Source organism: Streptomyces sp. NPDC001970, from assembly GCF_053594115.1.
On record NZ_JBSFDW010000034.1, the window covers coordinates 38172 to 63336 of the forward strand.

Here is a 25165-nt window from a genome sequence, read left to right on the forward strand (position 1 = left end):
CGCCGGACGTCGCGGGAAAGCCCCTGATGAGCGCCCGTAGCGCGCCCGTTGCGACCCCGGCGCGCCTGCCGTCCGTACCTCTGATCCCGGTAACCTCCCGCTTGCTCCGTCTTGGCGCGTAATGCGAAGAATGACGCCGCGCAGCCGCGACGAGGGGAGCAGTACGTGGGCGGAATCACGCTGGTGAAGGACGGGCAGGCCGACGGGGCGGCGGCCGGACCCCGGGACCCCGCCCCCGCCGAAACGGACGCCGCGGGCAACCTCCCACCGACCGGCACCCGGGCCGATGCGGCACCGGCCCTCAGCCCCCGCCGCGTACGCCTCGTCTTCTTCGGCCTCATGCTCGCGCTGCTGCTCGCGGCGCTCGAGCAGATGATCGTCGCCACCGCCCTGCCGAAGATCGTCGGCGAACTCCAGGGCCTGGACCGGATGCCCTGGGCGATCACCGCCTATCTCCTCACCGCCACCATCGGCCTTCCGATCTACGGAAAGCTCGGCGACCTCTACGGCCGCAAGGGCGTCTTCCAGTTCGCCATCGTCGTCTTCGTCATCGGCTCGGCCCTCGCAGGCTGGTCGCGCAGCATGAACGAGCTCATCGCCTTCCGCGCCGTCCAGGGCATCGGCGCGGGCGGCCTGATGATCGGCGTACAGGCGATCATCGCCGACATCGTCCCGGCCAGGGAGCGCGGCCGCTTCATGGGGCTGATCGGCGCCGCCTTCGGACTCGCGTCGGTCGCGGGCCCGCTGCTCGGCGGCTTCTTCACGGACCATGTCTCGTGGCGCTGGTGCTTCTACTTCAACGTGCCGTTCGGCCTCGTCACGCTCGCCGTCGTCGCCGTCGTCCTCAAACTGCCGAAGCCGGTGGCGCGGGCGCGCTTCGACGTCCTCGGCGCGTTCTTCCTCACCGCCGCCTCCACCTGCCTGGTGCTGCTGACCAGTTGGGGCGGCACCGAGTACGCCTGGGACTCACGCGTCATCATCGGACTCGCCGGGGGAGCCGTCGGCACGACCCTGCTCTTCCTGGTCGTCGAGCACTACGCGCCCGAACCGGTCATCCCCCTGCGGCTGTTCCGCGACTCGGTCTTCAACGTCACGAGCCTGGTCGGGGCCGTCGTCGGGGTCGCCCTCTTCGGCGCCGCCAGCTATCTGCCCACCTTCCTGCAGATGGTCGACGGCGCCAGCGCCACCGAGTCGGGGCTGCTGATGCTCCCGATGATGGGCGGCATCGTCGTCGCCTCGATCGTCTCCGGACAGCTCATCAGCCGCACCGGCCACTACAAGGTCTACCCGGTGGCGGGCTCCGCCGTCTCCGCCGTGGGCATGTGGCTGCTGTCGCGGCTGGAGACCGACACGACCCGGCTCGAGTACTCGGTCTGGCAGGCCATCCTCGGCCTCGGCATCGGCCTTGTGATGCCCGTCCTCATCCTGGCCGTGCAGAACGCCGTGCCGCCCGCCGATCTCGGCACCGCCACCAGCGCCAACAACTACTTCCGGCAGATCGGCGGCAGCGTCGGCGCCGCTGTCTTCGGCACCCTCTTCGCCGACCGGCTCACCGACTCCCTCGCCGACCGGCTCCCGGCCGGCGCCGGACTGCCCGCCGCCGAATCCATCACCCCACAGCTCGTCCACGCCATGCCGCCCGCGCTGCGCGACGGCTACATCCAGGCGTACGCGGACGCCATGCCGCGGATCTTCCTCTACCTCGTGCCGGTACTCGTCCTCGGCCTCGTCCTCGCCTTCTTCCTCAAGGAGAAACCGCTGGTGTCCCACAACGCCCCCACCGCCGCCGAGCCCACGTCCGTGCCGCACGCCCGGACCGAGCACCGGATCCCCGCCCCCGCCCCGGCCTACGTCGCCGGCGTGCCCGTGTGCGGCACCGTCCAGCACCACGACAGCACCACCGTCCCGCGCGCCGCCCTCACCCTCATCGATGTGCAGGGGCAGCAGGTCGGCCGCGGTGCGAGCGGCGAGGACGGACGTTATGCGCTCAGCGTCCCCGGCCCCGGCTCGTACGTGCTCATCGCCGCGGCCGGCGGCCACCAGCCGCAGGCCGTCTCGGTCACCGTCGGCGAACGGCCCGTCGACCTCGATGTCGTCCTCGGCGGCGCCGGGCGGCTCGCCGGCACCGTCGTCACCGCGGACGGCAGCCCGGTGCGCGACGCCGCGGTGACCCTGACCGACGTACGCGGCGAAGTCGTCGCCGGCACGCGCAGCGGACGCGAGGGCGGCTATGTGATCTCCGAGCTGGTGGCGGGGGAGTACACGCTCGCCGCAAGCGCCCCGGCCTTCCGGCCCGCCGCGCTCCCCGTGAGCGTCCAGGCGTCGCGCGAGACCCGCCAGGACATCGAACTCGCGGGCGGCGCCGTGCTGCGCGGCACCGTGCGGGCCGGCGGCGGACGGCCCGTCGAGGACGCGCGCGTGACGCTGCTCGACGCGGCCGGCAACGTCGTCGACACCCTCACCACCGGGCCCGACGGCACCTTCCGCTTCGTCGACCTGTCGTCGGGCGAGTACACGGTGATCGCGGCGGGCTATCCACCGGTGGCCACCGTGCTGCAGGTCGCAGGCGGCGGACGCACGGAGCGCGATCTCCAGCTGGGCCACGAGGACTGACCTCGCGTCAGCGGAGCACCGGGACTGCGCGGCTCCGTGCGCGGGCGCACGACCGATTCCATCGATGCCCGGCGCACCGCGGCCGAAGGGGCCTACCGTGGTGCAGGTAGCCGCACAGCCCGGGCGGCAGGGGAAGGAGCGTCCGACCCATGGACAGTGGCGTGCCGTCGCGTTTGCCACGGCAGTACGCCGCGGACGGACGGATTCCGCTCGCCGTGGTCGTCGTCGACAACGGTGGACTGGTGTCCCACTGGTCGACCGGTGCGCGGCGGCTGTTCGGCCACGCCAAGGAGGCCGCGGTCGGCCGCCCCGCCGTCGAGCTGCTCCCCGTCTCCGGCGCACTGGCCGAGCAGGAGGGCCCCTACGAGGCGTACGAGAGCTACGGCGGCCTCGGCCCCGGGCTCGACGCCTCGCTGAACGGGCTGACGTCCTACCCCGCGGCCGGCCGCGCCCGGCTCTCGGGCGGCGGCGAGGGCGACCGGGTCGACGTGGTGTGGTGGGCTTATCCCCTGGTGGGCCCCGGGCGGGAGCGGCTGCTGGTGCTCGCCGCGGACGCCACGCAGTTCGGGATCGGCGGGATGGGCGGCGAGGGTGACAGGGAGGACGGGGACGGCGGGGAGGACGGGCCGGGCGCGGAGCGCGTCGCCCCCGGTTTCGCGCTGCACACCGAGTTCCCCGGCGCCGACGAACTGGCACGCCGGTTCCCCGAGATCCTGCCCAGCATGAGCGTCCAGGAGTCCACGCGGATCGTCGGTCAGGTCCTCGAGCTGGGCTATCCCGTCCTCGAGTTCAGCCACCACGACCGGGTGCCGGTCACCCCCGACTGGGGTGTGCCGAAGCGCGCCGAGCGCAGGGAGCGCCGGCAGGCCGCGCGCCAGGCGGTGGCGGCGGGCCGTGCCGTGGACGTGGACGCGGCCGATCTCGGGGAGGACCTCGAACACGCCGCGGTGCGCGAGCGGCTCGAGTTCCTCAACGAGGTGAGCGGACGCATCGGTTCCTCGCTCGATCTCGCCCGGACGATCCAGGAGGTCAGCGCGGCCGTCGTGCCGCGGTTCACGGACGTCGCCGGCACCTATCTGCGCGAGCAGGTCATCGCGGGCGAGGGCTTCCCGGACGGACCGCCGGACGCCACCACCATGTGGCACCGCGTCGCCGTCGAGCACGTCGACGAGCCCGGCCGCTGGGACGACGTCGTACCGGTCGGCGAGTCCATGCCGTTTCCCGAACACACGCCGTTCTTCCGGTGCATGACCACCGGCGAACCGGTACTGGTGCCGCGCATCAGCGAACAGATGGGCACGGCCATCGCCTCCCAGTTCGAGAAGCGCGACATCCGGCCGCTGATCAACGGCCGGTCCATGCTGGTCGTGCCGCTCAAGGCGCGCCATGTCGTGCTGGGCTTCATGGTTCTGCTGCGCCATCGGGAGCGCGCCGTGTTCAACGACATGGACCGGGTGACGGGCGCCGAACTCGCGGCCCGTGCGGGGCTGGTCCTCGACAACGCGCGGATGTACACGTACCAGGAGAACGTCGCCGAGACCCTGCAGGACTCGATGCTGCCGCAGATCAGCCCGCGCATGGCGGGCTGTGACACGGCGACCCGCTATCTGCCCGGCACCCTTCTCGGGAGGGTCGGCGGCGACTGGTTCGACTCCATCAAACTGCCCGGCTCGCGCACCGCCCTGGTCGTCGGCGACGTGATGGGCCACGGCCTCAACTCGGCGGCGATGATGGGCCAGCTGCGGACGGCCGTGCAGACCATGGCCGCGCTCGACCTGCCGCCGGGCCGGCTCCTGCGCAACCTCGACGACCTGGCACAGCGGCTCGGCGAGCACTACCTGGCGACCTGTCTGTACGCCGTGTACGACCCGATCGCCGGCGAGCTGCAGCTGGCGAACGCGGGCCATGTCCCACCGGTCGTCGTGCGCGCGGCGGACGGGCGCAGCGAGCTGCTCGACCTGCCGACCGGGGCGCCCATCGGCGTCGGCGGGGTGCCCTTCGAGACCGTCCGGGTCGCCGTCGAGCCCGGCGACCGGCTCATCATGTGCACGGACGGACTGGTCGAGGTGCGCGGCGAGGACATCGGGGTCGGACTCGCGACCCTCTGCGAGTCGGCCGCGCACCCCGCCGCCTCCATGGACGACGCCTGCGACACCATCATCCGGGCCCTCAACACCCGCGGCGGGCGCAAGGACGACGTCGCCCTCCTCATGGCCCGGCTGAACGGCATAGCGTCCGAGGACGTCGCCCGCTGGCAGCTCGCGGCGGAGCCGCAGGAGGTGCGCCGCGCCCGTCGGCTCGTACGGGAGCAGCTGACGGTCTGGGGACTGGACGAGCAGGCCCACACCCTGGAGCTGCTGGTGAGCGAGCTCGTCACCAATGCCGTACGGCACGGTGCGGACGGGGCGAGCGCCGCGGGCGGTGCGGGCGGCGGTGGGATCGAGCTGCGGCTCGTGCGGACGGACGCCCTGCTGTGCGAGGTCACGGACGACGGACACATGCTGCCCACCCTGCTCAGCGCCGGTCCCGGCGACGAGTCGGGGCGCGGGCTGCGAGTGGTCAGCGGACTGGCGCGGGAGTGGGGCACGAGCCGGTCGGCCGGTGGCAAGTCGGTGTGGTGCGAACTGTCGGTGCCGCGCAATCGGTCGAACGCCAGGTGAAGGAATGAGCGGGCATCTTGCCGCCGTAACCCCCGGGCGATAGACCGCTCATGGCGTGGCATCACATACCGGTGCCACGCGGTCCTTTTCGCCGTGGGGAGCTGGTCATGAGCGTGACGAGTCGGTACAAGGACGCCTGGGAGGGCTTCTGGGGGGAGGCGCCGGACGAGCCGGGCGCGGTCTTCTGGGACGCGGAGCCGGCCGTCACCGCGGGCGTCCATCTCACCCTCTTCACGCCGCATCTGGCAGCGCCCGAACTGCCGCTGCTGGACCTCGGCTGCGGCAACGGCACCCAGACGCGCTACCTCGCGGAGCGTTTCCCGCAGGTGCTCGGCGTGGACCTCGCGCAGGCCGCGGTCGGCCACGCCCAGCAGCAGAACAAGGACGGCGAGGCGCGGTTCCGCGCGATCGACGCGGTGGACGCCACGGCCGTGGAGCAGCTGCACGCCGAGCTCGGCGACACCAATGTGTACATGCGGGGCGTGCTGCACCAGTGCGAGCCCCAGGACCGAGGAGCTCTGGCCCGGTCGATCGCCACCCTCGTGGGAAACGGCGGCCGGGCCTTCGTGGTCGAGCTCACCGAGGCGGCCGGGCGCATCCTCATGGGCCTCGCCCAGGGCCCGTCCGGCCCCCCGGCGAAGCTCCAGCCGGTCTTCCGCCACGGCATCGCGCCGGGCGCGGTCGCCGACGCCGAGGTGCCCGAGTACTTCCGCTCGGCCGGGCTGGAGGTGCTGGCCACCGGCGAACTGCCACTCGCCACCACCGAGTACGCGGACGACGGCTCACGCCTCGAACTGCCGTCGACATGGCTGGTCGTGGGCCGGAGCGTGTGAGGGTGAGACGCTCGGTGCACGCGGACGACCGTGCGCGTGCACCGAGCGGCCGGTTGGCCGGCGCGCCCGGGTGCAGGGGCGCTGCTCGTCGACGAGATCCCCGACCCGTACGTCGATCCGGGGCCGGCGCCGCCCATGACGTGTGCGGCCCGGTTGTCCGTACGTACCGGACACGGCCGCCGGCGCGATCTGTGGCCAGGGCGGGCGCAGTGCGGCGCGGTGGGCCGTGACGGCGTAGGAGGGCACCGCGGCGGAACCACCGGTGGGGAACCGCGCCAGGATCGACCGGCGGCACCCGTTCCCGGACCCGCCGGACGAGCCCGTCGCCGGGTGCCCCGCCCGCGCCGTCAGCCCACGCGCCGGGCCAGCACCTGTCCCGGCCAGGCCTCGGACAGGAAACGATCGGTGGGGGTGAAGCCGTTGCGCTCGTAGTACGCGACCAGTTCGCCCGCGCCGCCCGCCCAGCAGTCGACCCGCAGCAGCTCCACGCCGGCCCGCCGGGTCTCCTCGACGGCGTGGGCCAGCAGCGCCGCCCCGATACCCAGACCCGCGTACCGTCGGTCGGAGACCAGCAGCCGGACGTACCGCTCGGGTTCCGCCGCCCGCGCGATCGGCATCTGCGGGCTGGGCCCGGAGTCCAACACCAAGGCTCCGACGGGTTTTCCGTCCAACTCCGCGATGTACGGGGCGTTCTCGGCCGTGTACCGCTCGACCCGCGCCACCCCGCCGGGCCTCTGCGAATACGGTGTCGTGCCCCACTGCTCGGTGTTGCCGCGCTCGTTCATCCAGACCACCGCGGAGTCGAGCATGTCCAGGACGGCCGGTGCGTCGGCCAGGCTGCCTGGTCTGATCCGTATGCCGTGTGCGCTGTCGTTCACGGCAGAAGCTTAGGCACCGTCGGGCGGATCAGGGCGAGGTCACGATCTGATCGCAGCCCTCGTGGCGGTGCGAGACGAATGACACGGCTTCCTCCCCGACCAGGTACTGGGCCCTTCCGGCACAATCGGTCCCTCACCATGGACCTGGCCGCCGAACTCGACGACGACCTGGCCGTCAGCGCACCACTGCCAGGCGCCCATGGCCGACACGTCCTGTGACCAACCACGGAAGTTGGGCCAGGACCACGATTCATGGACTGTGACCGTCCGTTGCCGTCGGCGGATTCCGCCGACTGCGGCGCTCAGGTCGGGTCAGGGTTCGGGCCGGGTAGCTTTCAGCGACGTCCCGGACGGGGGGCAAGTGGCAGTGCTGACAGCATCGGCGTCATGACATCCCGACGCCTCTCCCGACGTTTCCCCGGTGTGTGGCTCAGCGCGGCTGGTGCGATCCTGGCCGTGACAGGAAGTGCAGGCGCCCATGCGGCAGCGGGGGCCACCAGATCCGCCGACGCGGCCGACATCGCTCCTCTCTCGCCTGGTGATGCTGATACTTCGCAAGCCGCGATCTTCGTTTCTATGTGCTGAGGAAGACGGGTGCATGTAGAAGGTGCGGAAGCCCTCGCCCTCACCGGAGCGCCGGCCCTCCGACTCCGCACCCGTCCGGCCGGCAGGCGCCCCCCACCCGTACCAGGCACCCCGCCGCGCGTGCGGGATCGCGATCGACGGCCGACGTCGCGACCCGTGCGTACATGCGTGAACCTGCGGTAGGAATGGTCCATGGTGAAGATCCTCATCAGTGCCGACATGGAGGGCGCCACGGGCGTCACCTGGCCCGCCGACGTGCTGCCCGGTACGCCCCAGTGGGAGCGGTGCCGGGCGATGTTCACCTCGGACGTGAACGCGGCGGTGCTCGGCTTCTTCGACGGTGGCGCCGATGAGGTGGTCGTCAACGAAGCGCACTGGACCATGCGCAATCTGCTCCTGGAGCGGCTGGACGACCGAGCCGAGATGCTGACGGGACGGCACAAGGCGCTGTCCATGGTGGAGGGCGTGCAGCACGGCGACGTGGACGGCATCGCCTTCGTCGGCTACCACACGGGCGCGGGTACGGAGGGCGTGCTCGCGCACACGTACCTCGCGAACTCCATCACCGGCGTGTGGCTCAACGGCGAGCGGGCGAGCGAGGGCCTGCTCAACGCCCATGTGGTCGCCGAGTACGGAGTGCCGGTCATCCTGGTCACCGGAGACGACCTGACCTGCGAGGACGCCCTCGGCTACGCGCCGGGGGCCCGTAAGGTCGCGGTCAAGGACCATGTGTCGCGGTACGCGGCGGTGTGCCGCACCCCGGCCCGTACCGCCGCCGAGATCCGTGCCGCCGCCAAGGAGGCCACCGCGCTCGCCGTCCGCCATGAACCGGTGCGGGGCGGACCGTTCACCGTGGAGCTGGAGTTCGACGCCGAGCATCTCGCCGCGGCCGCGACGGTCGTGCCGGGCGCCGCCCGGAGCGGAGAGCGGCGCATCGCCTTCACCAGCGCGACGATGTACGAGGCGATTCGCACCTTCAAGGCGGTCACGACGATCGTCTCGGCCGCCGTGGAGGAGCAGTATGGCTGACGTGACCCGTACCGAACATCCGGGCGTCGACGAGACCGCCCTCACCGAAGTCGTGACCTTCACCTCCGAGCTGATCCGGCTCGACACCACCAACCGCGGCGGCGGTGACTGCCGGGAACGGCCCGCCGCCGAGTACGTCGCCGAACGGCTCGCCGGAGCCGGCCTGGAGCCGGTCCTCCTCGAGCGCACCCCGGGCCGTACGAACGTGGTGGCCAGGATCGAGGGCACCGACCCCTCGGCGGACGCCCTGCTCGTCCACGGCCATCTCGACGTGGTCCCCGCCGAGCCCGCCGACTGGACCGTCCACCCCTTCTCCGGCGAGGTCCGCGACGGAGTCGTCTGGGGCCGCGGCGCGGTGGACATGAAGAACATGGACGCGATGGTCCTCTCGGTCGTACGGGCCTGGCATCGCGCAGGGATCAGGCCCCGCCGCGACATCGTCATCGCGTACACGGCGGACGAGGAGGCCAGCGCGATCGACGGCGCCGACTTCCTCGCCGGCGGGCACCCGGAGCTGTTCGAGGGCTGCACCGAGGGCATCAGCGAATCCGGGGCCTTCACCTTCCACGCCGGGCCCGGCATGGCGCTGTACCCGATCGGGGCGGGGGAGCGCGGCACCGCCTGGCTGAAGCTCACCGCCCACGGCAGGGCGGGCCACGGCTCCAAGGTCAACCGGGCCAATGCCGTGACCCGGCTCGCCGAGGCGATCGCCAGGATCGGCGCACACGAGTGGCCGGTGCGGCTCACCCCGACCGTGCGGGCCGCGCTGTCCGAGCTGGCCGCGGTGCACGGCATCGCCGCCGACCTCGACGCGCCCGGCTACGACGTGGACGCGCTGATGGACAAGCTCGGCCGGGCCGCCCTGCTCGTCGAGCCCGTCGTGCGCAACAGCACCAACCCGACCATGCTGGAAGCCGGTTACAAGGTCAACGTCATCCCCGGGCACGCGACCGCCTTCATCGACGGGAGGGTGCTTCCCGGCGGCGAGGACGAGTTCCGCGACACCCTCGACCGGCTCACCGGGCCGGACGTCGACTGGGAGTTCCACCACCGCGAGATCGCCCTGGAAGCGCCCGTCGATTCCCCGACCTTCGCCAAACTCCGCGCGGCCGTCGAGCGCTTCGACCCCGACGGTCACGTCGTCCCGTTCTGCATGTCGGGCGGCACCGACGCCAAGCAGTTCGCGCGGCTCGGCATCACCGGCTACGGCTTCTCACCGCTGAAGCTGCCGGAAGGCTTCGACTACGGCGCCATGTTCCACGGCGTCGACGAACGCGTCCCCGTCGACGCGCTGCACTTCGGCGTCCGGGTGCTCGACCACTATCTGCAGTCCGCATAGGGGGGAATGGGCAATGGTACCCACGGGGGCCTACGGGACCTGGCCGTCGCCGATCGACGCCGCGCTCGCCGCCTCGCACGACGGTCGCCCGGAGTACGCGGGCACGGTCGGCGACGAGGTGTGGTGGACCGAGCCGCGCCCCGCCGAGGGCGGCAGACGCGCCCTGATGCGGCGGCGGGCCGACGGCGCCGAGGAGTCGGTGCTGCCCGCCCCGTGGAACGTCCGCAGCCGAGTGATCGAGTACGGCGGCCGGCCCTGGGCCGGGGCGCCGCGGGCCGAGGCCGGCCCGCTCGTCGTCTTCGTCCACCACAGCGACCAGCGGCTGTACGCGTACGAGCCGGACAAGGGCGGCGCGTCGCCCCGGCCGCTCACTCCCGTGTCCCCGGTCGGCGGCGGGCTGCGCTGGGTGGATCCGGTCATCCGCCCGGACCACGGTGAAGTCTGGTGCGTGCTGGAGGAGTTCACCGGGCCCGCACCCACCGATGTGCGCCGGGTGATCGCGGCGGTGCCGCTGGACGGTTCGGCGACCGATGACCGCGGCGCCGTACGGGAGCTGACCGACGACCGGCACCGTTTCGTCACCGGGCCCCGGCTGTCCCCCGACGGGATGCACGCCGCATGGATCGCCTGGGACCATCCGCGCATGCCGTGGGACGGCACGACGGTGATGCTCGGCGAGGTGTCGGAGGACGGCCCCTTCCGCGCGGTGCGGGAGGTCGCCGGAGGCGCCGACGAGTCGGTGCCGCAGGTCGACTGGGCTCCGGACGGCTCGCTGCTGTACGTCTCCGACCGGAGCAACTGGTGGGAGCTGCAGCGCATCCGGCCCGACGGTCTCCACGGCGGCGAGGCTAGGGGCACGGGCCTCTGCGCGGGCCGCGGCGAGGAGTTCGGCGGGCCGCTGTGGAAGATCGGCCTCACCTGGTTCCAGCCACTGGAGAACGGGCTGATCGCCGTCATCCACGGCAAGGGCGCCACCGCTCTCGGCGTACTCGACCCGGAGACCGGTGAGCTCGTCGACGCCGCGGGCCCGTGGACCGAGTGGGCGTCGACCCTCGCGGTGAACGGCACCCGGGTCATCGGCGTCGCCGCGAGCCCGCGCAGCGGTTACGAGATCGTCGAGCTGGACACCTGCACGGGCCGAGCCCGTGTCATCGGCTCGGCCCACGACGACCCGGTCGACCCCGCCTATTACCCCGAGCCGCAGATCCGTACGTTCACCGGGCCCGACAACCGCGAGATCCACGCCCACGTCTATCCGCCCCACAACCCGGACCGTATCGCTCCCGGCGACGGGCTGCCGCCGTATGTGGTGTGGGCCCACGGCGGGCCCACGGGCCACGCCCCGCTCGTCCTCGATCTGGAGATCGCCTACTTCACCTCGCGCGGCATCGGCGTCGCCGAGGTCAACTACGGCGGCTCGACCGGCTACGGGCGCGAGTACCGCAACCGGCTGCGCGAGCAGTGGGGTGTCGTCGACGTCGAGGACTGCGCCGCGGTCGCCCAGGCCCTCGCCGCCGAAGGCACCGCAGATCCGGAGCGCCTTGCGATCCGCGGCGGCAGCGCCGGCGGCTGGACCGCCGCAGCGTCCCTCACCACCACGGGCGTCTACGCCTGCGGCACGATCATCTACCCCATCCTCGACCTCATGGGCTGGGCCGCCGACGGGACCCATGACTTCGAGTCCCAGTACCTCGAGTCGCTGATCGGGCCGCTCGCCGAGGTCCCCGCCCGCTACCGTGAGCGGTCGCCGATCGAGCACGTCGACCGGATCACCGTCCCGTTCCTGCTGCTCCAGGGCCTGGACGACCCGATCTGCCCACCGGCCCAGAGCGAGCGCTTCCTGCAGCGGACGGCGGGCCGCGGCATCCCCCACGCCTACATCGGTTTCGAGGGGGAGAGCCACGGCTTCCGCCGCGCGGACACCATGGTCCGCGCCCTGGAGGCCGAACTGTCCCTGTACGCCCAGACCTTCGGCATCACCCGTACCGATGTCCCCGCGCTCGAACTGAAGCAGTGAACCGGAGGCCGAGACGATGCTCCCCGTGCCCGTGAGGCCCCTGACCCGGCCCGCGCGACTGCACCCGGGCGCCCGGGTCGCCGTCGTGGCACCCAACGGGCCCGTTCCGGCCGACCGGCTGGAAGCGGGCCTGGACATCCTGCGCGGCTGGGAGCTGGAGCCGGTCGTGATGCCGCATGTCCTCGACGAGCACCCGCGGCTCGGCTATCTCGCGGGCGACGACGCGGCCCGCGCCCGGGATCTCCAGGATGCGTGGTGCGACCCCTCTGTCTCCGCCGTGCTGTGCGCCCGCGGAGGCTACGGCGCCCAGCGCATGGTCGACCTCGTCGACTGGGCGGCGATTCGGGCGGCGGGACCGAAGGTCTTCGTCGGCTACAGCGATGTGACCGCGCTCCACGAGGCCTTCGCCGTACGGACCGGGCTGTCCACGCTGCACGGAACGATGCCCGCGACCGAGGTCTTCCTCAAGGACCCGCGCACCCAGGAGTCGTTGCGCGCCACGCTCTTCGAGCCCGAGTCCGTCCGCACCCTCGGCCTGGAGACGGCCGTGCCCCTGGTGCCGGGCCGGGCCGCGGGGGTGACGCTCGGCGGCTGTGTCAGCCTGCTCGCCGCCGACCTGGGCACCCCGCACGCGCGGCCCTCCGCCCGGGGCGGGCTGCTGCTGATCGAGGACATCGGCGAGGAGCCGTACCGCCTGGACCGCATCCTCACCCAGCTGCTGCGCTCGGGCCGGCTGGACGGGGTCGCCGGCGTGGCCCTCGGCTCCTGGGCGGAGTGCGGCCCGTACGAGGAGGTCAGGGCCGTTCTCCTGGACCGGCTGGGCGGGCTCGGTGTCCCGGTCGTCGAGGAGCTGGGCTTCGGGCACGGGCCGACGTCGCTGACGATGCCGATGGGGGTCCCGGCGGTGCTGGACGCGGACGCCGGGACGGTGACGCTCGACGTACCGGCACTGCGCTGAACCCTGCTTGCGCTGAACCGGGGACGCCGCCGACAAGCTGGTGCTCTTCGCCAAGGTGTACGACGTCGCGCCCGACGGGACGAAGACGCCGGCGCACCGACTGGTGGCGCCGGTGCGCGTGCCGGACGTCACCAGGCCGTTCACGGTGAAGCTCCCGGGCATCGTGCACCGCTACGAGACCGGCCACCGACTGGAGTTCGTGATCGCCGCCGGGGACAGCGCGTACTTCGGCAATCGCGGCATCAAGCCCGTGACGGTCACCGGCGCCCCCGAGGACACCGGAGTCCTGGAACTCCCGGTGGTGCTGGGATCGTTGAGCTGATCCACCCGCTCGGGGCACCATGGGTGCTGACAGCGGCGGGGCGACGGGGGAGCGATGCGGCTACGGGGGCGGGAGGGGCCGGCGCACGTCGAGAACCGGTTCGACGGCGGCTCGGTCGGATGGCTCATCCAGGGAGGCTCCCTCCACATCCATCTCCCGCCGCTGACCGTCCGCTCGCACATGCTGCGACTGGTCGGCACGGTGGCGCTCGGCGCCGTCGCCGCGCTCCTCCTGGTGCAGCCCGACGTGCTCATTCGTGTCATCGGGGCGCTGTCGGCGCTCCTCGCCCTGGCGCAGCTCGTCGCACAGATCAGGGCCGCCGCCTCCCGGGCCGTCGTCGTCGTGCCGGAGAGCCGGCTGACGGCTGCCGTCGCGCTGCTCGCGGGGAGGCTGCGGGAGACGTACGACAGCGAGGAACGGCTGGCGCGTATCCACGATCCGGTGCCGCTGCGGGTGCGCTGGGCCGTCGGGAACCGGGATGTCACCGACCCGTGGACCACAGCCCCCGAGCCGGACGGCGGCGATCTGGCCGACCTCGAAGAGCTCTTCACCCGCCTGCCCCGTGGCCGCCTGGTGGTCCTCGGCGCGGCGGGCGCGGGCAAGTCCGTCGTCGCCCTGCGCCTCGCGCGCGTGCTGCTCGACAGCGAGTCGGCCGGGCGGCCGCTGGCCGTGGTGCTGCCCATCGCCGGCTGGGACCCGACCGTGGACGGCCCGTGGCGGTGGGCGGCGGCCAGGATCGCGGGCCTGTACCCCGAGCTGGGGCGGACCGAGCCGGAGCGGCTGGCCGTGGCCGAGGCGCTGCTGAACCAGGGCCGGATCCTGCCCGTCCTCGACGGCTTCGACGAACTGCCCGCCGACTACCGCGGGAGGGCACTGCGGGAGCTCAACGCCGCCCTCGGCGCCGACCGGCGGCTGGTGCTCACCAGCCGCCCCCAGGAGTACGCCGACGCGGTCGAGGCCACCAACGTGCTGAGCGGGGCGACGGTGGTGGAGCTCTGCCCGCTCACGGCCGGTCAGCTGACCGAGTTCCTGCCGCGCACGAGCCGTCATACCGTCACCGACGGCCACACGGTGACGAAGTGGGACCTGGTGCTGGGACGGCTTCGCGACCCGGGCTCGGACGGCGCCGCACGTGCGCTGAGGCAGGCCCTCTCCACCCCGCTCATGGTCGGACTCGCCCGCGCCGCGTACAGCGACACGGACGCCGACCCGAGGGATCTGCTGGACGTTGACCTGTTCCCCGACCGGCAGGCCGTGGAGGACCATCTGCTGGACGCGTTCGTTCCTGCGGTGTACGGGATCCCGCTGGACGACCGGGAGGCGCGGGGACCGTGGAGTGCGGCGCAGGCGGAGCGCTGGCTGGGCTTCCTCGCCCGGCACCTTCAGCGGACCCGCTCTCAGGAACTAGCGTGGTGGCGCCTGGACCTGGCCGCCCCGCGGCTCACGCTGTGCGCGATCCCCCTCGCGTCGGTCGCGCTGGTGGTGGCGGCCCTGGCATGGACGGGCGTGGCGGAGGCGCACCTGCTGTGGCGCGGTTGGCCGGTCTGGCTCCCGCTCAGCGCGTGGGCCGTCATCGGCATCCTCGCCGGCGCCGCGGCCACCAGGCGTGAGTCGATGCCCGCGCCACGGCAGCTTGCCTTCCCCCGGGGCTGGCGGATATGGGATCCGCTGCGCACGTTGAGCGCCCCCGCGGACACGGTCTCCGCGGCGAGCCCGTGGGAGGTGCTCAGGCTCGACAGACGGGCCTCTCTCGTCGCTTCGGTGGCCGTGCCGAAGCGTGCCGAGGGTGAGCTCTCGCTCGCCGAGTACGCGGTCCTCGCCGGGGGGCTGGTGGTCATCGGAGGCCTGATGCCGGACCGGTGGAACGACATGACCCCGCTGCGATGGGCACTCGCCATCACCGCCTGGGTGGCGGCGGCTGCGCTCTGCCGAGTGGCGCGCTCGGCCTGGGGCCGCTACGTGGTGACCCGGACATGGCTGGCGGCGACCGGCCGGCTGGGCTGGCGGCTCAGGGACTTTCTGGAGGACGCCCACCGACGCGGTGTGCTGAGGCAGAGCGGAGGCGTCTACCTCTTCAGGCATGCCGAGGTGCTCGACCGGATGGCGGGCGAGCGCGTACCGGCGGCCGACCGGCCTCGGCCGGTGGCTGTCCGGGCGCGCCGGTACGCCCTCGTGGGGCTCCACGGGATGGCCGTGGGCGCGCTGGTACTGGTGGGTGTCGGCTCGATGGGCCTGCTTGCCGGAGATCCCGGCCCGTACCGGGCACCCAAGACTCATCCGTGCTCGCTGCTCACGGTCGAGGAGCTCGAACCGGTCGTGTCCGGTGCCGTCTCCGTCCCGGTCGTGTCCGGTGCCTTCTCCGCCGAGCAGGAGGACGGCTCCTGCCAGTGGAAGGCGATGGGGCCGGGCCCGAAGGCGACTTTGCTGCTGTGGGTTTCGGCGGCCGGGCCGGACGGCAGGTCGAGCGCGGTGCGGGCTGCCGACAACTGGGTCCTCACAGGCGGATCCCCCGAGCCCGAGCTCACAGCCGTGGGCGACCGGGCCGGGGGCCACGTCAGCGACGGATCCTTCACCCAGGCGACGGTCCGGGCCCGCTCGGCGAACGCCATCGTGGCGGTGGTCTACGACGAGGAGGGCGCCGACAGGGCGAGAGTGCTGACCGCCGCCGGCGCCATCGCCGAGCAGGTGCTTTACAACGCGCATCTCGGCCCGGAGCCCGACCGGCCGCTCGCCGCGCTGCCCCGGCCGCGGCCGCCCGCCGGCTCGCGTTTCGCTCGCTACCGGGATGTCCAGCAGCGCCCGCTGGTCGGCCCGGTGTGGCAGGTCTCGGAGCACTCCGAGTTCCACGATTTCCCGCCCTATCCGTTCGTCTTCCGCGGACCCCGGATGCCGTGCGTGCAGTCCGGCGGATTCCTGGCCTGGACCTGCAGCGACAAGGTGGACGGGCTGCCCAGGCCGGTGTACGGATGGATGGGTATCGACGTCGCCGAGTGCGGCGGGACGGCTTGCACGGAAGCGCAGGAGGAGCGGTTCGCCGCCCGCTTCGAGTGGTTCGGCGTGAAGCAGGACGACGACTGGAAGCACCCGGATCACGCTACGACGTACACCGAGCTGACAGCGGACAGCAATCCGGACGAGGACTGGCCGCTGGTCCGGAGGCTCTACAATCTGCAGATGCTGCGGACGTTCGCCGCAGGTGGCAAGCACTACCTGCTGGCCTTCCGGATGGAGATCGAGCCGGAGTACGCGGACGTGGCCCGCAAGACACTGAACGACATCGTCGCCCAGACGTCCCCCGCCACGCTCCCGCGCCCGTGACCGGTCCCGCAGACGCGTGCCCGCGGTACGCGGTGCCCGCCTACAGCGCCGCGTAACCCGGCCGTACCACCTCGTCGAGGATGCGGCGGCGCTCCGGCAGCGGCAGGAACGCGGACTCGACGGCCGCGGCCGTGAACTGCTCGAAGACCTCGGGGCCGTAACCGAAGGCGTCCACCATGTGCTGGAACTCGCGGCTCATGGTGGTACCCGAGACCAGGCGGTTGTCGGTGTTGAGGGTGATCCGGAAGCCGAGGCGCCGCAGCAGGTCGATCGGATGCGTGGCGTAGTCCTTCGCGGCGCCCGTCTGGAGGTTGGACGTCGGGCAGACCTCGAGCGCGATGCGGTTGTCGCGCACGTACGCGGCGAGGTGGCCGAGCGTCGCCGTGCCGTCGTCGTGGACCTGGATGTCGTCGGTGATGCGGACCCCGTGCCCGATCCGCTCGGCGCCGCAGACCTGGACCGCCTCGTGGACGGACTCGGCGCCGACGGCCTCGCCCGCGTGGATCGTGAAGTGGCAGTTGTGCCGCTTCAGGTGCTGGAAGGCGGGGAGGTGGTTCGCCGGCGGGTTGCCGATCTCGCCGCCCGCGATGTCGAAGCCCGCCACGCCGCGGTCCCGGTGGGCGACCGTGAGCTCGGCTATCTCCAGGGAGCGCTGCGTGTGCCGCATGCCCGTCAGCAGCGCGCGGACCGTGATGCGCCCGTCCGCGCGGCGCTCGCCCTCGCGGAAGCCCTCGTTCACGGCGTCGACGACCTCGTCGAGGCTCAGGCCCTGGTCCTGGTGCTGCTCGGGCGCGTACCGCACCTCGGCGTAGACGACCCCGTCGGCGGCCAGGTCCTCGGCGCACTCGGCGGCGACACGGAAGAGGGCCTCACGGGTCTGCATCACCGCGCAGGTGTGGGCGAAGGTCTCCAGGTACCGCTCCAGCGACCCGGAGTCGGCGGCGTCCCGGAACCAGACGGCGAGCGCCTCCGGCTCCTCGGTGGGGAGACCGCCGTAGCCGCAGTCATGGGCCAGCTCGACGATGGTGCCGGGCCGCAGCCCGCCGTCCAGGTGATCGTGGAGGACGGCCTTGGGAGCGCGGCGGACCCAGTCCGCGACGGGGGAGAAGGCGGGCGCGGAGTTGTCAGACAAGTGCATGCGGCGTGAGTGTACGGCACGGGGTGGCGCGGCGCCGTGACGGGGCCTACGCGGGACCACCCGGGGCCCGTGGCCCCGGCGGGCCGGGAGCCTGGGGCCTGGGACTCCGCCGCGTCGAGGGGGGGCAGGGTCCCAGGCGCCGGGCGTGCCCGGCACCGGCGGGCTGCCCGGGGGCGGCGGGGCTCAGTTCGACTGGAGCACCGGCAGCGCCGGCGCCCCCGTCGGCAGCATGTGCTTGGCCGCCAGGATCGGCACGTCCCCGGCACGCACGACCTGCGTGACCAGTACCGCAGCGGTGTCGGCCGCCCGCTCCAGCTGCGCCCCACGCCGCCGCCCGAGCACGGTCGCGGTCACCCCGGAGTGCGCCGTGAGCGGCACCCCGCGCGAGGCCGCGGCCAGCACGGCCAGCATCGAGGTCCGGTCGGCGCGACCGGCCTCGCGCAGCGCCTGCGCGAACGCCGGATGCGTCCGTTCCAGTACGTCGTCCGACGCCGCCCACTCCTGGCTGAGCGCCGCCGCGGCGTCCCCGTACAGCAGGGACTCCCAGAACCGCAGCTCCGCGCGGGCAGGCGCGAGCAGATGCTGGGTGGTGAAGTCGGTCGGCTCCTCGACGGCCCGCCGCAGCGCCCGCACCCGCAGCGGCGCGCCGGCCGACAACTGCTCCTCCAGCGGCTGGAGGTGTTCGAAGCCGCGCCGGAGCGGGCGGTCGTTCACGGTCCTGCCGACGCCCCGGCGCACGGTGAGCAGCCCGTCCTCCTGGAGCAGCAGCAGCGCCTCGCGCAGGGCGGGCCTGCTGACCCCGAGCTCGGTGGCGAGACGGGGCTCGGACGGCAGGGTGGAACCCGGCGGATAGGTGCCGTCGTGGATGGCGTCCGCGATCCGCTCGTACAGGACGACGACCGGCCGGCGCTGCGGTCCGCTCGCTCGTCCGCTGGCTGGTCCGCTGACTGCCACTGCGTCTCCCCGGCTCACTTGTCAGCTCACTGGCGCGGGCTGGGTATTCGATGTCCTTGTTGCTTCCACCGTAGTTCACGGCCGGGGAGTTTTGAGGGACCGGGCATGCAGTAGCTTGTCTGACAAGGATGCGCGGGCCTGTCGGTGTCTCACCCGTACGGCCCGCTCCGCCGCCCTCATGGGGCCAGGATCCGTCCATCCTGGTCCCATGAGCCCCAAGGACGCCTCGAGAGGCGGCACGACCGGCAGCGGCAAAGACGGGGGCTGGCTCGGGGGAGGCGGTCTCGGTGGCCGGCTCACCGCTGCGAGGATCGCGTTCCTGGTGCTCGCGGCCCTCACGCTGATCTTCATCTTCGAGAACACCCGTCGGGTGAAGGTTCAGGGTCCTGGTCCCCGAGGTCGTCATGCCGCTGTACCTGCCCCTGCCGGCCGCGACGATCCTGGGCCTGCTCTGCGGTGGGTACCTCGTCCGGCGCCGCGACAAGTGACCGCGGAATGGGCCTAGCCTGGCGACATGAAGCCCGACGCCTCCCCCCGCTCCGAACCCCTGAGCCTGCTCGCCGAGGGGCCGCGCGTAGGCATACGGCACTACCGTCCCGGCGACGCCGACGAGTTCACCGCGCTCGCCCGCGCGAGCAGAGACCTGCACCGGCCCTGGCTCTTCCCGCCCGAGACGGGCGAGGCGTACGCCGCCTACGCGCACAAGCTCATCGACGATCCGACCAAGGAGGGCCTCCTGGTCTGCGACCGCGACGACGGCCGGATCGCCGGATTCATCAACATCAACAACATCGTCCGCGGCGGCTTCCTCTGCGGCGCCGTCGGCTACGGCGCCTTTGCGCACGCCGCCGGCCGCGGCCTGATGAGCGAGGGTCTGCGTCTCGTCGTCCAGTACGCCTTCGGCCCGCTCGGCCTGCACCGCCTCGAGGCCAACATCCAGCCCGGCAACGCCGCGTCCATCGCGCTCGTCCGGGGGCTGGGCTTCCGGCTGGAGGGTTTCTCCCCCGACTTCCTCTTCATCGACGGTGCCTGGCGCGACCACGAACGCTGGGCGATCACCTCCGAGATGACCCTCCGGTCGGGCCATCCGACCGATTGAGGATCCGGCGCACGGCGGGTGAGGACGAACCGCATGCGCAGCAGCGCGGGTACGAGCGCCGCACCGACCGCCCTTCTCGCGGACCTCGTGGCCGCGGTCTTTGCCGAAGAGTGACCTGCTGAGCCCCTGGCCGGGGCGGCGCCGAGCGTGTTCCATGGTCATCGCGCGAACGATGCGATCGACGTGCGATCGAAAAGCGAGGTTGCCGTGGCCACCACCGTGCGACGTGCCGTACTGACCCTGCCCGCGGCCCCGTTGGGGCCCGAGAATCCGCTGCCCGCCCTCCGTCCCCTCGACGAGCTCCACGCGCTCGACGAACGCGCCAAGGACGGCCTGCCGCGGGACATGGCCCGCCAGATCGGCTACGAGCCGCTGCACACCGTCCTGCCCACGAGAGTGCGCGACGGCTACGGGCGCGAGCGCTCCGCGACGGACCTCGACACGATCGTCATCGAGAACGACCGGCTGCGGGTCACCGTCCTGCCCGGGCTCGGTGGCCGCATCCACTCCCTGCACCACAAGCCCACGGGCCGCGAACTCGTCTACGCCAACCCGGTGTTCCAGCCCGCCGCCTTCGCGCTCAACGGCGCCTGGTTCTCCGGCGGCATCGAATGGAACATCGGCGCCACCGGCCACACCACCCTCTCCTGCGCACCGCTGCACGCTGCCGTGGTCCCCGCCCCCGACGGCGGCGAGATGGTGCGGCTGTGGGAGTGGGAGCGGCTGCGCGATCTGCCGTTCCAGGTCGACCTCTGGCTGCCCGACGGCTCCGACTTCCTCCACGTCGGCGTCCGGATCCGCAATCCGCACGAGCGGCCCGCGCCCGTCTACTGGTGGTCCAACATCGCCGTGCCCGAGGGCGGGCGGACCCGGGTCGTCGCCCCGGCCGACGAGGCCTGGCACTTCGGTTACGAACGCGCGCTGCGGAAGGTCGCGGTGCCCGGGCACAAGGGCGTCGACCGCACGTACCCGCTGCGCAGCGAGTACCCCGCCGACTACTTCTACGACGTGCCGGGCGACGCGCGCCGGTGGATCGCCTCGCTCGACGCGGACGGCCACGGGCTCGTCCAGACCTCCACCGACCTGCTGCGCGGCCGCAAGCTCTTCCTCTGGGGCTCGGGGCGCGGCGGGCGGCGCTGGCAGGAGTGGCTGACCGAACCCGGCACACCCGGTTACGCCGAAGTCCAGGCCGGGCTCGCCCGTACCCAGCTGGAGCATGTACGGCTCGACGCGGAGGAGGAGCTCAGCTGGCTGGAGGCGTACGGGCCGCTGTCCGCCGATCCCGCGGCGGTGCACGGCGACGACTGGGCCGCGGCCCGTGCCGAGACCGCCGCACGGCTGGAGGGCGCCCTGCCGCGCGCGGACGTCGACGCCGCGTACGAGGCGTGGCAGCGGTGCGCGGACACCGAGCCGGGCGAAATGCTGGCCACCGGTTCGGGGTGGGGCGCGCTCGAAGTGCTGCGCGCCGGGTACAAGTTGCCGGGCACGCCGTTCCCCGAGGCGACCCTCGGTGAGGAGCAGGCGCCCTGGCTGGAGCTTCTGCGGACCGGCGTCCTGCCGGCGCCACGCCGCGTCGTCCCGCCGGGCCCCACCCTGGTCGCCCCGCACTGGCGGGACATGCTGGAGACCGCCCCCGCCGAACCCCTCACCGAATACCACCTCGGTGTCGCCCAGTGGCACGCGGGCGACTTCGCCCAGGCCGTACGGAGCTGGGAGCGCGGCCTCCGACTCGCCCCCTCGCGCTGGCCGTTGCTGCGCTGCCTCGCCGTCGCCGACCGGGAGGGCGGCCACGTCGAACGCGCCGCCGAGCTGTACGCGGAGGCCTTCGACGACCTCTGCGCGGAGCGCCGCGACGAGGGGGAGGCCTGGACCGCGGCGACGGCGGCGCTGGCCCGCGAGACCGTCGAGGCGCTCCTCGCGGCCCGCCGCCCCGCGTCGGCCCGCGCGGTGCTGACCCGGCTGTGGCCGGCCGTCCGCGAGCGCGGACGCTTCCGGTTGCTGGAGGCCCGGCTGCTGCTCGCGGAGGGCGACCCTGGTGGCGCCCGGGCGGTCTTCGAGGAGGGTTTCGAGGTGGCGGATCTGGCCGAGGGTGCGGAGGTCCTGGGTGAGGTGTGGTCGGCGCTCGCGGACGAGCCGCTGCCGGAGAGGTACGACTACCGGATGCGGCCGCCGCGGGCCCTGGGTGACGGCTGACCGGAAGTCGACCGCGCTGCCGAAGAGCGGGGTCAGCTTCGTGACCGCGGACATGACGGTCTGGCGTGCGGCCCAGCCATAGCTAGGCGCGGCAGAGGAGTTCGCCGTGCGGGACCATGAACCACGCGTCGGCCTCGGCGCCCCACGCCCGCCACGCGTCGGCGATCGCCGCCAGCTCCGCGGCGCTCGCATGCCCGCCGTCGACCGCCAGCTTCGCGTACACCGAAGCGGTCGTACGGTCCGCCCAGAGCGCGCTCCACCACGCGCGCTCCGCGGGGGTGGCGAAGCACCACGCCGTGGTGGTCGCCGTGATGTCGGTGAAGCCCGCGCGGCGCGCCCAGGAGTACAGGCGGCGGCCGGCGTCGGGTTCGCCGCCGCCCGCCCGGGCGACGCGGTGGTAGAGCTCCAGCCAGCCGTCCAGGGCGGGCAGTTCCGGGTACCAGGCGAAAGCGCCGTAGTCGCTGTCGCGGACGGCGACGATCCCGCCGGGGCGGCAGACACGCCGCATCTCCCGCAGCGCGCCCACCGGATCGCCCACGTGCTGCAGCACCTGATGGGCGTGCACGACGTCGAAGGAGTCGTCCGGGAAGTCCAGTACGTGGACATCGGCGACCGCGAAGCGGACGTTGTCCAGTCCGTGCTCCCTCACCGCCCCACGGGCGTCGTCGAGGACGGCCGCGGCGGCGTCCACCGCCGTGACCTGGCCCGGCGCCACCAGCGCGGCCAGATCGGCCGTGATCGTGCCGGGCCCGCAGCCGACGTCGAGCAGGGCCATGCCCGGGCGCAGTTGGGGGACGAGATATGCCGCGGAGTTGGCGGCGGTCCGCCAGCGGTGCGAGCGCAGCACCGACTCGTGGTGCCCGTGGGTGTAGACAGCGGTCTCCTGCGGCATGGCCGTACTCCCTCTCCCTCGCGTGAAGCCGTACGGTCACGGTACGCCGTCGGACCGAATGATGAGACCTGTGTATCGCTATGTGGAACGGAAGGGAGTATGTCAGCCCACCACGACCGGCGGCACGACAGTGGTGTGCGCATCGAGCGCCGCGGGCCGGTACACGATGAGCGCCTCCTGTCTCTTGTCGAGGACCAACTCGTCGGCGGCCTCCCCCACTTCACCGTCGTACGCGAACGGTGTGCCCGGCGCCAGACCGTCGATCCGCAGCCGTCGCAGCCGGACCGCCGCATGGAAGGGGGAGCGGCTCAGCGGACCCGCGAGCGCCGCGGCCAGCAGGCGGAGCCCCGGACCGCGGCCACCGTGCACCACCCGCACGTCGAGCAGACCGTCCGCCAGATTCCGCCGCCGGCCGGGCGCGGGGCCGATCCGCTGGTAGAGGCAGTTCCCCGCGAACAGCAGCCACAACGGGCGCCGGGTGTCGCGGAATTCGGCCTCCAGCGGATGGTCCGCGCGCATCGTGCGCAGCGCCGCGAGGACCCCTGCGGGCCACGTGCCGATGCGGGGCGCCCAGTGCTCGCGGATCCGTACGAGCTCCGGATAGACGCCGAGGCTGAAGGTGTTCACGAAGTGCCCTTCGGGCGCGCCCCCGACACCCGGTCTGAACCGGCCCACGTCGACCCGTACGGCATCGCCCGACGCCAGCGCCCGGCAGGTGTCGTGGACCGTCTCCACGCCCAGGTCCTTCGCGAAGTGGTTGAGTGTGCCGCCCGGGAACACCGCGAGCGGCAGACCGTGGCGGGCCGCCACGGCCGCCGCCCGGTTGACCGTGCCGTCCCCGCCCATGACCCCGAGCGCCAGGCAGTCGTCCGCGGCCTTCTCCAGGGCGGCGTCGAGCTCGTCCGGCGCGCACTCCACGATCCGGGCGAGCGGCAGAGCGTCCCGTACGAGCCCGGCGTCCGTCTCCCCGCCTCCTCGCAGGACGGTCCCCGCGCCCGCCGATCGGTTGACGACGACGACCAGGTCCTGGCCGCCGGGCAGCACCGGCGCGTCGGCGTGCGGGCGGCCCGGCGGTGGCAACCGGTCGCGGGTCGGCACCAGCCCGCGCACCGCGAACGCCGCGCCCACGCCGAGTGCCGCGCCCGCCAGCACATCGCTCGGATAGTGCACGCCCGTGTAGACGCGGGAGAACGCGACCGCGAGTGCGGCGGGCGCGACCACCGCGCCCCACGCCTTCGACTCCATCGCCACCCCGGTGGCGAAGGCCGCGGCGGAGGCCGAGTGCCCGGACGGGAAGGACGTGGTGAACGGCTGCCGCTTCAGCTGCCGGATCAGCGGTACGGCATCGAGCACCGGCCGGGCGCGCCGTACCGAGCGTTTGCCCACGGTGTTGATCGTCGCGGAGGCGAGCGCCAGCGACGCGAGGCCGCGCAGCGCCGCCCGGCGGGACCGTGGCCGGTTCCCGAGCACGGCGATGCCGGCCGCCGTGCCGAACCAGAGGAGCCCGTGGTTGGCGGCTCGGCTGAGTCTGGGCAGGAAACGGTCGGCGCCGGGCCAGTGCCGGGTCGCGACCGCGTGGAAGGCGCGCTGGTCCCAGCCTGCCGCCCACAACCGGAGGGAGGGTTTCCGGACGGTGTGCGGGTCGGCTGTGCGGCCGGCCGCGAATGCGGCGGTGTGGGAGGGCGCACGCGTCGGGTCGTCGGCGTGGTGGGCTGAGGCGGACATGGAACGCGGGTACCCCGCGAGCCCGGGGCCCAAGCGGGACCCTGGCCGAAGCGCCCCAAAGGGCCGACTCCGCGGCGCGCGCCGCTGCCGGGCCGCCATGGGGTCCGCGGTGCGGCCCCGGTCTGTGCCGCGGCCCCTGGGCGGTGCTGCGCCGGGCTCTCGGTTTGTGGCCGTGGCCCCCGGTGCCGCGTTGCGGTGAGATCTCGGGTCCTGGCCATGGTTCCCGGGCCGTGCGGCTGGAGCGACCTCGGACCCTCGCCGTGGGCCCTGGGCCGTGCTGCGGTCGGACGTCGGGTTCTGGCCGTGGCCCCTCGCCCCGCCACGGAGCGACCTCGACGCCTCCCCGTGGTTCCCCGTGCCGCGCCGCGGAGTGCGCTCCGGGTTGGCCGTGGCGCCTCGCCCCGCCGCGGAGCGACCTCGGACCCCCGCCGCGGAGCGACCTCGGACCCTCGCCGTGGGCCCTGGGCCGTGCTGCGGTCGGACGTCGGGTTCTGGCCGTGGCCCCTTGCCCCGCCGCGGAGCGACCTCGACGCCTCCCCGTGGTTCCCCGTGCCGCGCCGCGGAGTGCGCTCCGGGTTGGCCGTGGCGCCTCGCCCCGCCGCGGAGCGACCT

The 25165-nt window shown here is 73.1% G+C and carries 15 protein-coding genes and 1 pseudogene; 11 read left to right on the forward strand and 5 right to left on the reverse strand.

Annotated features, from left to right (window positions below; translation table 11 throughout):
• Nucleotides 1-165: 165 nt before the first annotated feature.
• The 3 genes from ACWCP0_RS31980 (at nt 166) to ACWCP0_RS31990 (ending at nt 6106) form a co-directional block, all read left to right on the forward strand.
• On the forward strand, nt 166-2613 hold the full coding sequence (locus ACWCP0_RS31980) for an MFS transporter (RefSeq protein ID WP_451082247.1): 2448 nt from the start codon (nt 166-168) through the stop codon (nt 2611-2613).
• 149 nt (nt 2614-2762) lie between these two features.
• Nucleotides 2763-5273: a SpoIIE family protein phosphatase gene (locus ACWCP0_RS31985; RefSeq protein ID WP_451082248.1), complete on the forward strand. Its 2511-nt coding sequence runs from the start codon at nt 2763-2765 to the stop codon at nt 5271-5273.
• Nucleotides 5274-5380: 107 nt separating this feature from the next.
• The gene (locus tag ACWCP0_RS31990) at nt 5381-6106 is read left to right on the forward strand and encodes a class I SAM-dependent methyltransferase (RefSeq protein WP_451082249.1); all 726 of its coding nucleotides are present in this window, start codon (nt 5381-5383) and stop codon (nt 6104-6106) included.
• Between the two features lie 347 nt (nt 6107-6453).
• Here ACWCP0_RS31990 and ACWCP0_RS31995 read toward each other — a convergent pair whose 3' ends face one another.
• Nucleotides 6454-6984 carry a GNAT family N-acetyltransferase gene (locus tag ACWCP0_RS31995; protein WP_451082250.1) on the reverse strand — a complete coding sequence of 177 codons (531 nt, stop codon included), beginning with the start codon at nt 6982-6984 and terminating at the stop codon, nt 6454-6456.
• A gap of 780 nt (nt 6985-7764) precedes the next feature.
• Between ACWCP0_RS31995 and ACWCP0_RS32000 the strand changes: the two genes are divergently transcribed.
• The 6 genes and pseudogenes from ACWCP0_RS32000 (at nt 7765) to ACWCP0_RS32025 (ending at nt 16552) form a co-directional block, all read left to right on the forward strand.
• Nucleotides 7765-8598, forward strand: coding sequence for a M55 family metallopeptidase (locus ACWCP0_RS32000; protein ID WP_451082294.1), 834 nt, complete (start codon nt 7765-7767; stop codon nt 8596-8598).
• Nucleotides 8591-9937: a M20/M25/M40 family metallo-hydrolase gene (locus ACWCP0_RS32005; protein ID WP_451082251.1), complete on the forward strand. Its 1347-nt coding sequence runs from the start codon at nt 8591-8593 to the stop codon at nt 9935-9937. Before ACWCP0_RS32000 ends, ACWCP0_RS32005 begins: the two co-directional genes overlap by 8 nt.
• Nucleotides 9938-9950: 13 nt before the next feature.
• Nucleotides 9951-11954: a prolyl oligopeptidase family serine peptidase gene (locus tag ACWCP0_RS32010; protein WP_451082252.1), complete on the forward strand. Its 2004-nt coding sequence runs from the start codon at nt 9951-9953 to the stop codon at nt 11952-11954.
• A 16-nt stretch (nt 11955-11970) separates the two neighbouring features.
• Complete coding sequence (locus tag ACWCP0_RS32015; RefSeq protein WP_451082253.1) at nt 11971-12912, forward strand: S66 peptidase family protein; 942 nt, start codon at nt 11971-11973, stop codon at nt 12910-12912.
• A gap of 16 nt (nt 12913-12928) precedes the next feature.
• A pseudogene (locus ACWCP0_RS32020) lies at nt 12929-13234 on the forward strand (peptidase S15); the annotation flags it as partial.
• A 54-nt stretch (nt 13235-13288) separates the two neighbouring features.
• Nucleotides 13289-16552 (forward strand): NACHT domain-containing protein, encoded by a 3264-nt coding sequence (locus ACWCP0_RS32025; RefSeq protein WP_451082254.1) that lies wholly within the window; start codon nt 13289-13291, stop codon nt 16550-16552.
• A gap of 40 nt (nt 16553-16592) precedes the next feature.
• On the opposite strand, the gene ACWCP0_RS32030 is transcribed toward ACWCP0_RS32025, so the two are convergent.
• Together ACWCP0_RS32030 and ACWCP0_RS32035 are read right to left on the reverse strand one after the other, a co-directional pair.
• Nucleotides 16593-17690 carry an adenosine deaminase gene (locus ACWCP0_RS32030; RefSeq protein WP_451082255.1) on the reverse strand — a complete coding sequence of 366 codons (1098 nt, stop codon included), beginning with the start codon at nt 17688-17690 and terminating at the stop codon, nt 16593-16595.
• Nucleotides 17691-17873: 183 nt separating this feature from the next.
• Complete coding sequence (locus ACWCP0_RS32035) at nt 17874-18644, reverse strand: GntR family transcriptional regulator (RefSeq protein ID WP_451082256.1); 771 nt, start codon at nt 18642-18644, stop codon at nt 17874-17876.
• 514 nt (nt 18645-19158) lie between these two features.
• On the opposite strand from ACWCP0_RS32035, the gene ACWCP0_RS32040 reads away from it, so the two are divergent.
• Nucleotides 19159-19743 carry a GNAT family N-acetyltransferase gene (locus ACWCP0_RS32040; protein ID WP_451082257.1) on the forward strand — a complete coding sequence of 195 codons (585 nt, stop codon included), beginning with the start codon at nt 19159-19161 and terminating at the stop codon, nt 19741-19743.
• Nucleotides 19744-19950: 207 nt separating this feature from the next.
• Entirely contained in the window at nt 19951-21936 is a 1986-nt protein-coding gene (locus tag ACWCP0_RS32045; protein ID WP_451082258.1) for a DUF5107 domain-containing protein, read from the forward strand.
• Nucleotides 21937-22018: 82 nt separating this feature from the next.
• On the opposite strand, the gene ACWCP0_RS32050 is transcribed toward ACWCP0_RS32045, so the two are convergent.
• On the reverse strand, nt 22019-22828 hold the full coding sequence (locus ACWCP0_RS32050) for a methyltransferase domain-containing protein (RefSeq protein ID WP_451082259.1): 810 nt from the start codon (nt 22826-22828) through the stop codon (nt 22019-22021).
• Nucleotides 22829-22930: 102 nt separating this feature from the next.
• On the reverse strand, nt 22931-24553 hold the full coding sequence (locus ACWCP0_RS32055; protein WP_451082260.1) for a phosphatase PAP2 family protein: 1623 nt from the start codon (nt 24551-24553) through the stop codon (nt 22931-22933).
• Nucleotides 24554-25165 lie beyond the last annotated feature (612 nt).

What these genes read in the sequence shown, in the direction of transcription:
- ACWCP0_RS31985 (WP_451082248.1), top strand. Translation starts at nt 2,763, where the DNA reads ATGGACAGTGGCGTGCCGTCGCGTTTGCCACGGCAGTACGCCGCGGAC.
- ACWCP0_RS31990 (WP_451082249.1), top strand. Translation starts at nt 5,381, where the DNA reads ATGAGCGTGACGAGTCGGTACAAGGACGCCTGGGAGGGCTTCTGGGGG.
- ACWCP0_RS32005 (WP_451082251.1), top strand. Translation starts at nt 8,591, where the DNA reads ATGGCTGACGTGACCCGTACCGAACATCCGGGCGTCGACGAGACCGCC.
- ACWCP0_RS32010 (WP_451082252.1), top strand. Translation starts at nt 9,951, where the DNA reads ATGGTACCCACGGGGGCCTACGGGACCTGGCCGTCGCCGATCGACGCC.
- ACWCP0_RS32015 (WP_451082253.1), top strand. Translation starts at nt 11,971, where the DNA reads ATGCTCCCCGTGCCCGTGAGGCCCCTGACCCGGCCCGCGCGACTGCAC.
- ACWCP0_RS32025 (WP_451082254.1), top strand. Translation starts at nt 13,289, where the DNA reads ATGCGGCTACGGGGGCGGGAGGGGCCGGCGCACGTCGAGAACCGGTTC.
- ACWCP0_RS32030 (WP_451082255.1), bottom strand. Translation starts at nt 17,690, where the DNA reads ATGCACTTGTCTGACAACTCCGCGCCCGCCTTCTCCCCCGTCGCGGAC.
- ACWCP0_RS32040 (WP_451082257.1), top strand. Translation starts at nt 19,159, where the DNA reads ATGAAGCCCGACGCCTCCCCCCGCTCCGAACCCCTGAGCCTGCTCGCC.
- ACWCP0_RS32050 (WP_451082259.1), bottom strand. Translation starts at nt 22,828, where the DNA reads ATGCCGCAGGAGACCGCTGTCTACACCCACGGGCACCACGAGTCGGTG.
- ACWCP0_RS32055 (WP_451082260.1), bottom strand. Translation starts at nt 24,553, where the DNA reads ATGTCCGCCTCAGCCCACCACGCCGACGACCCGACGCGTGCGCCCTCC.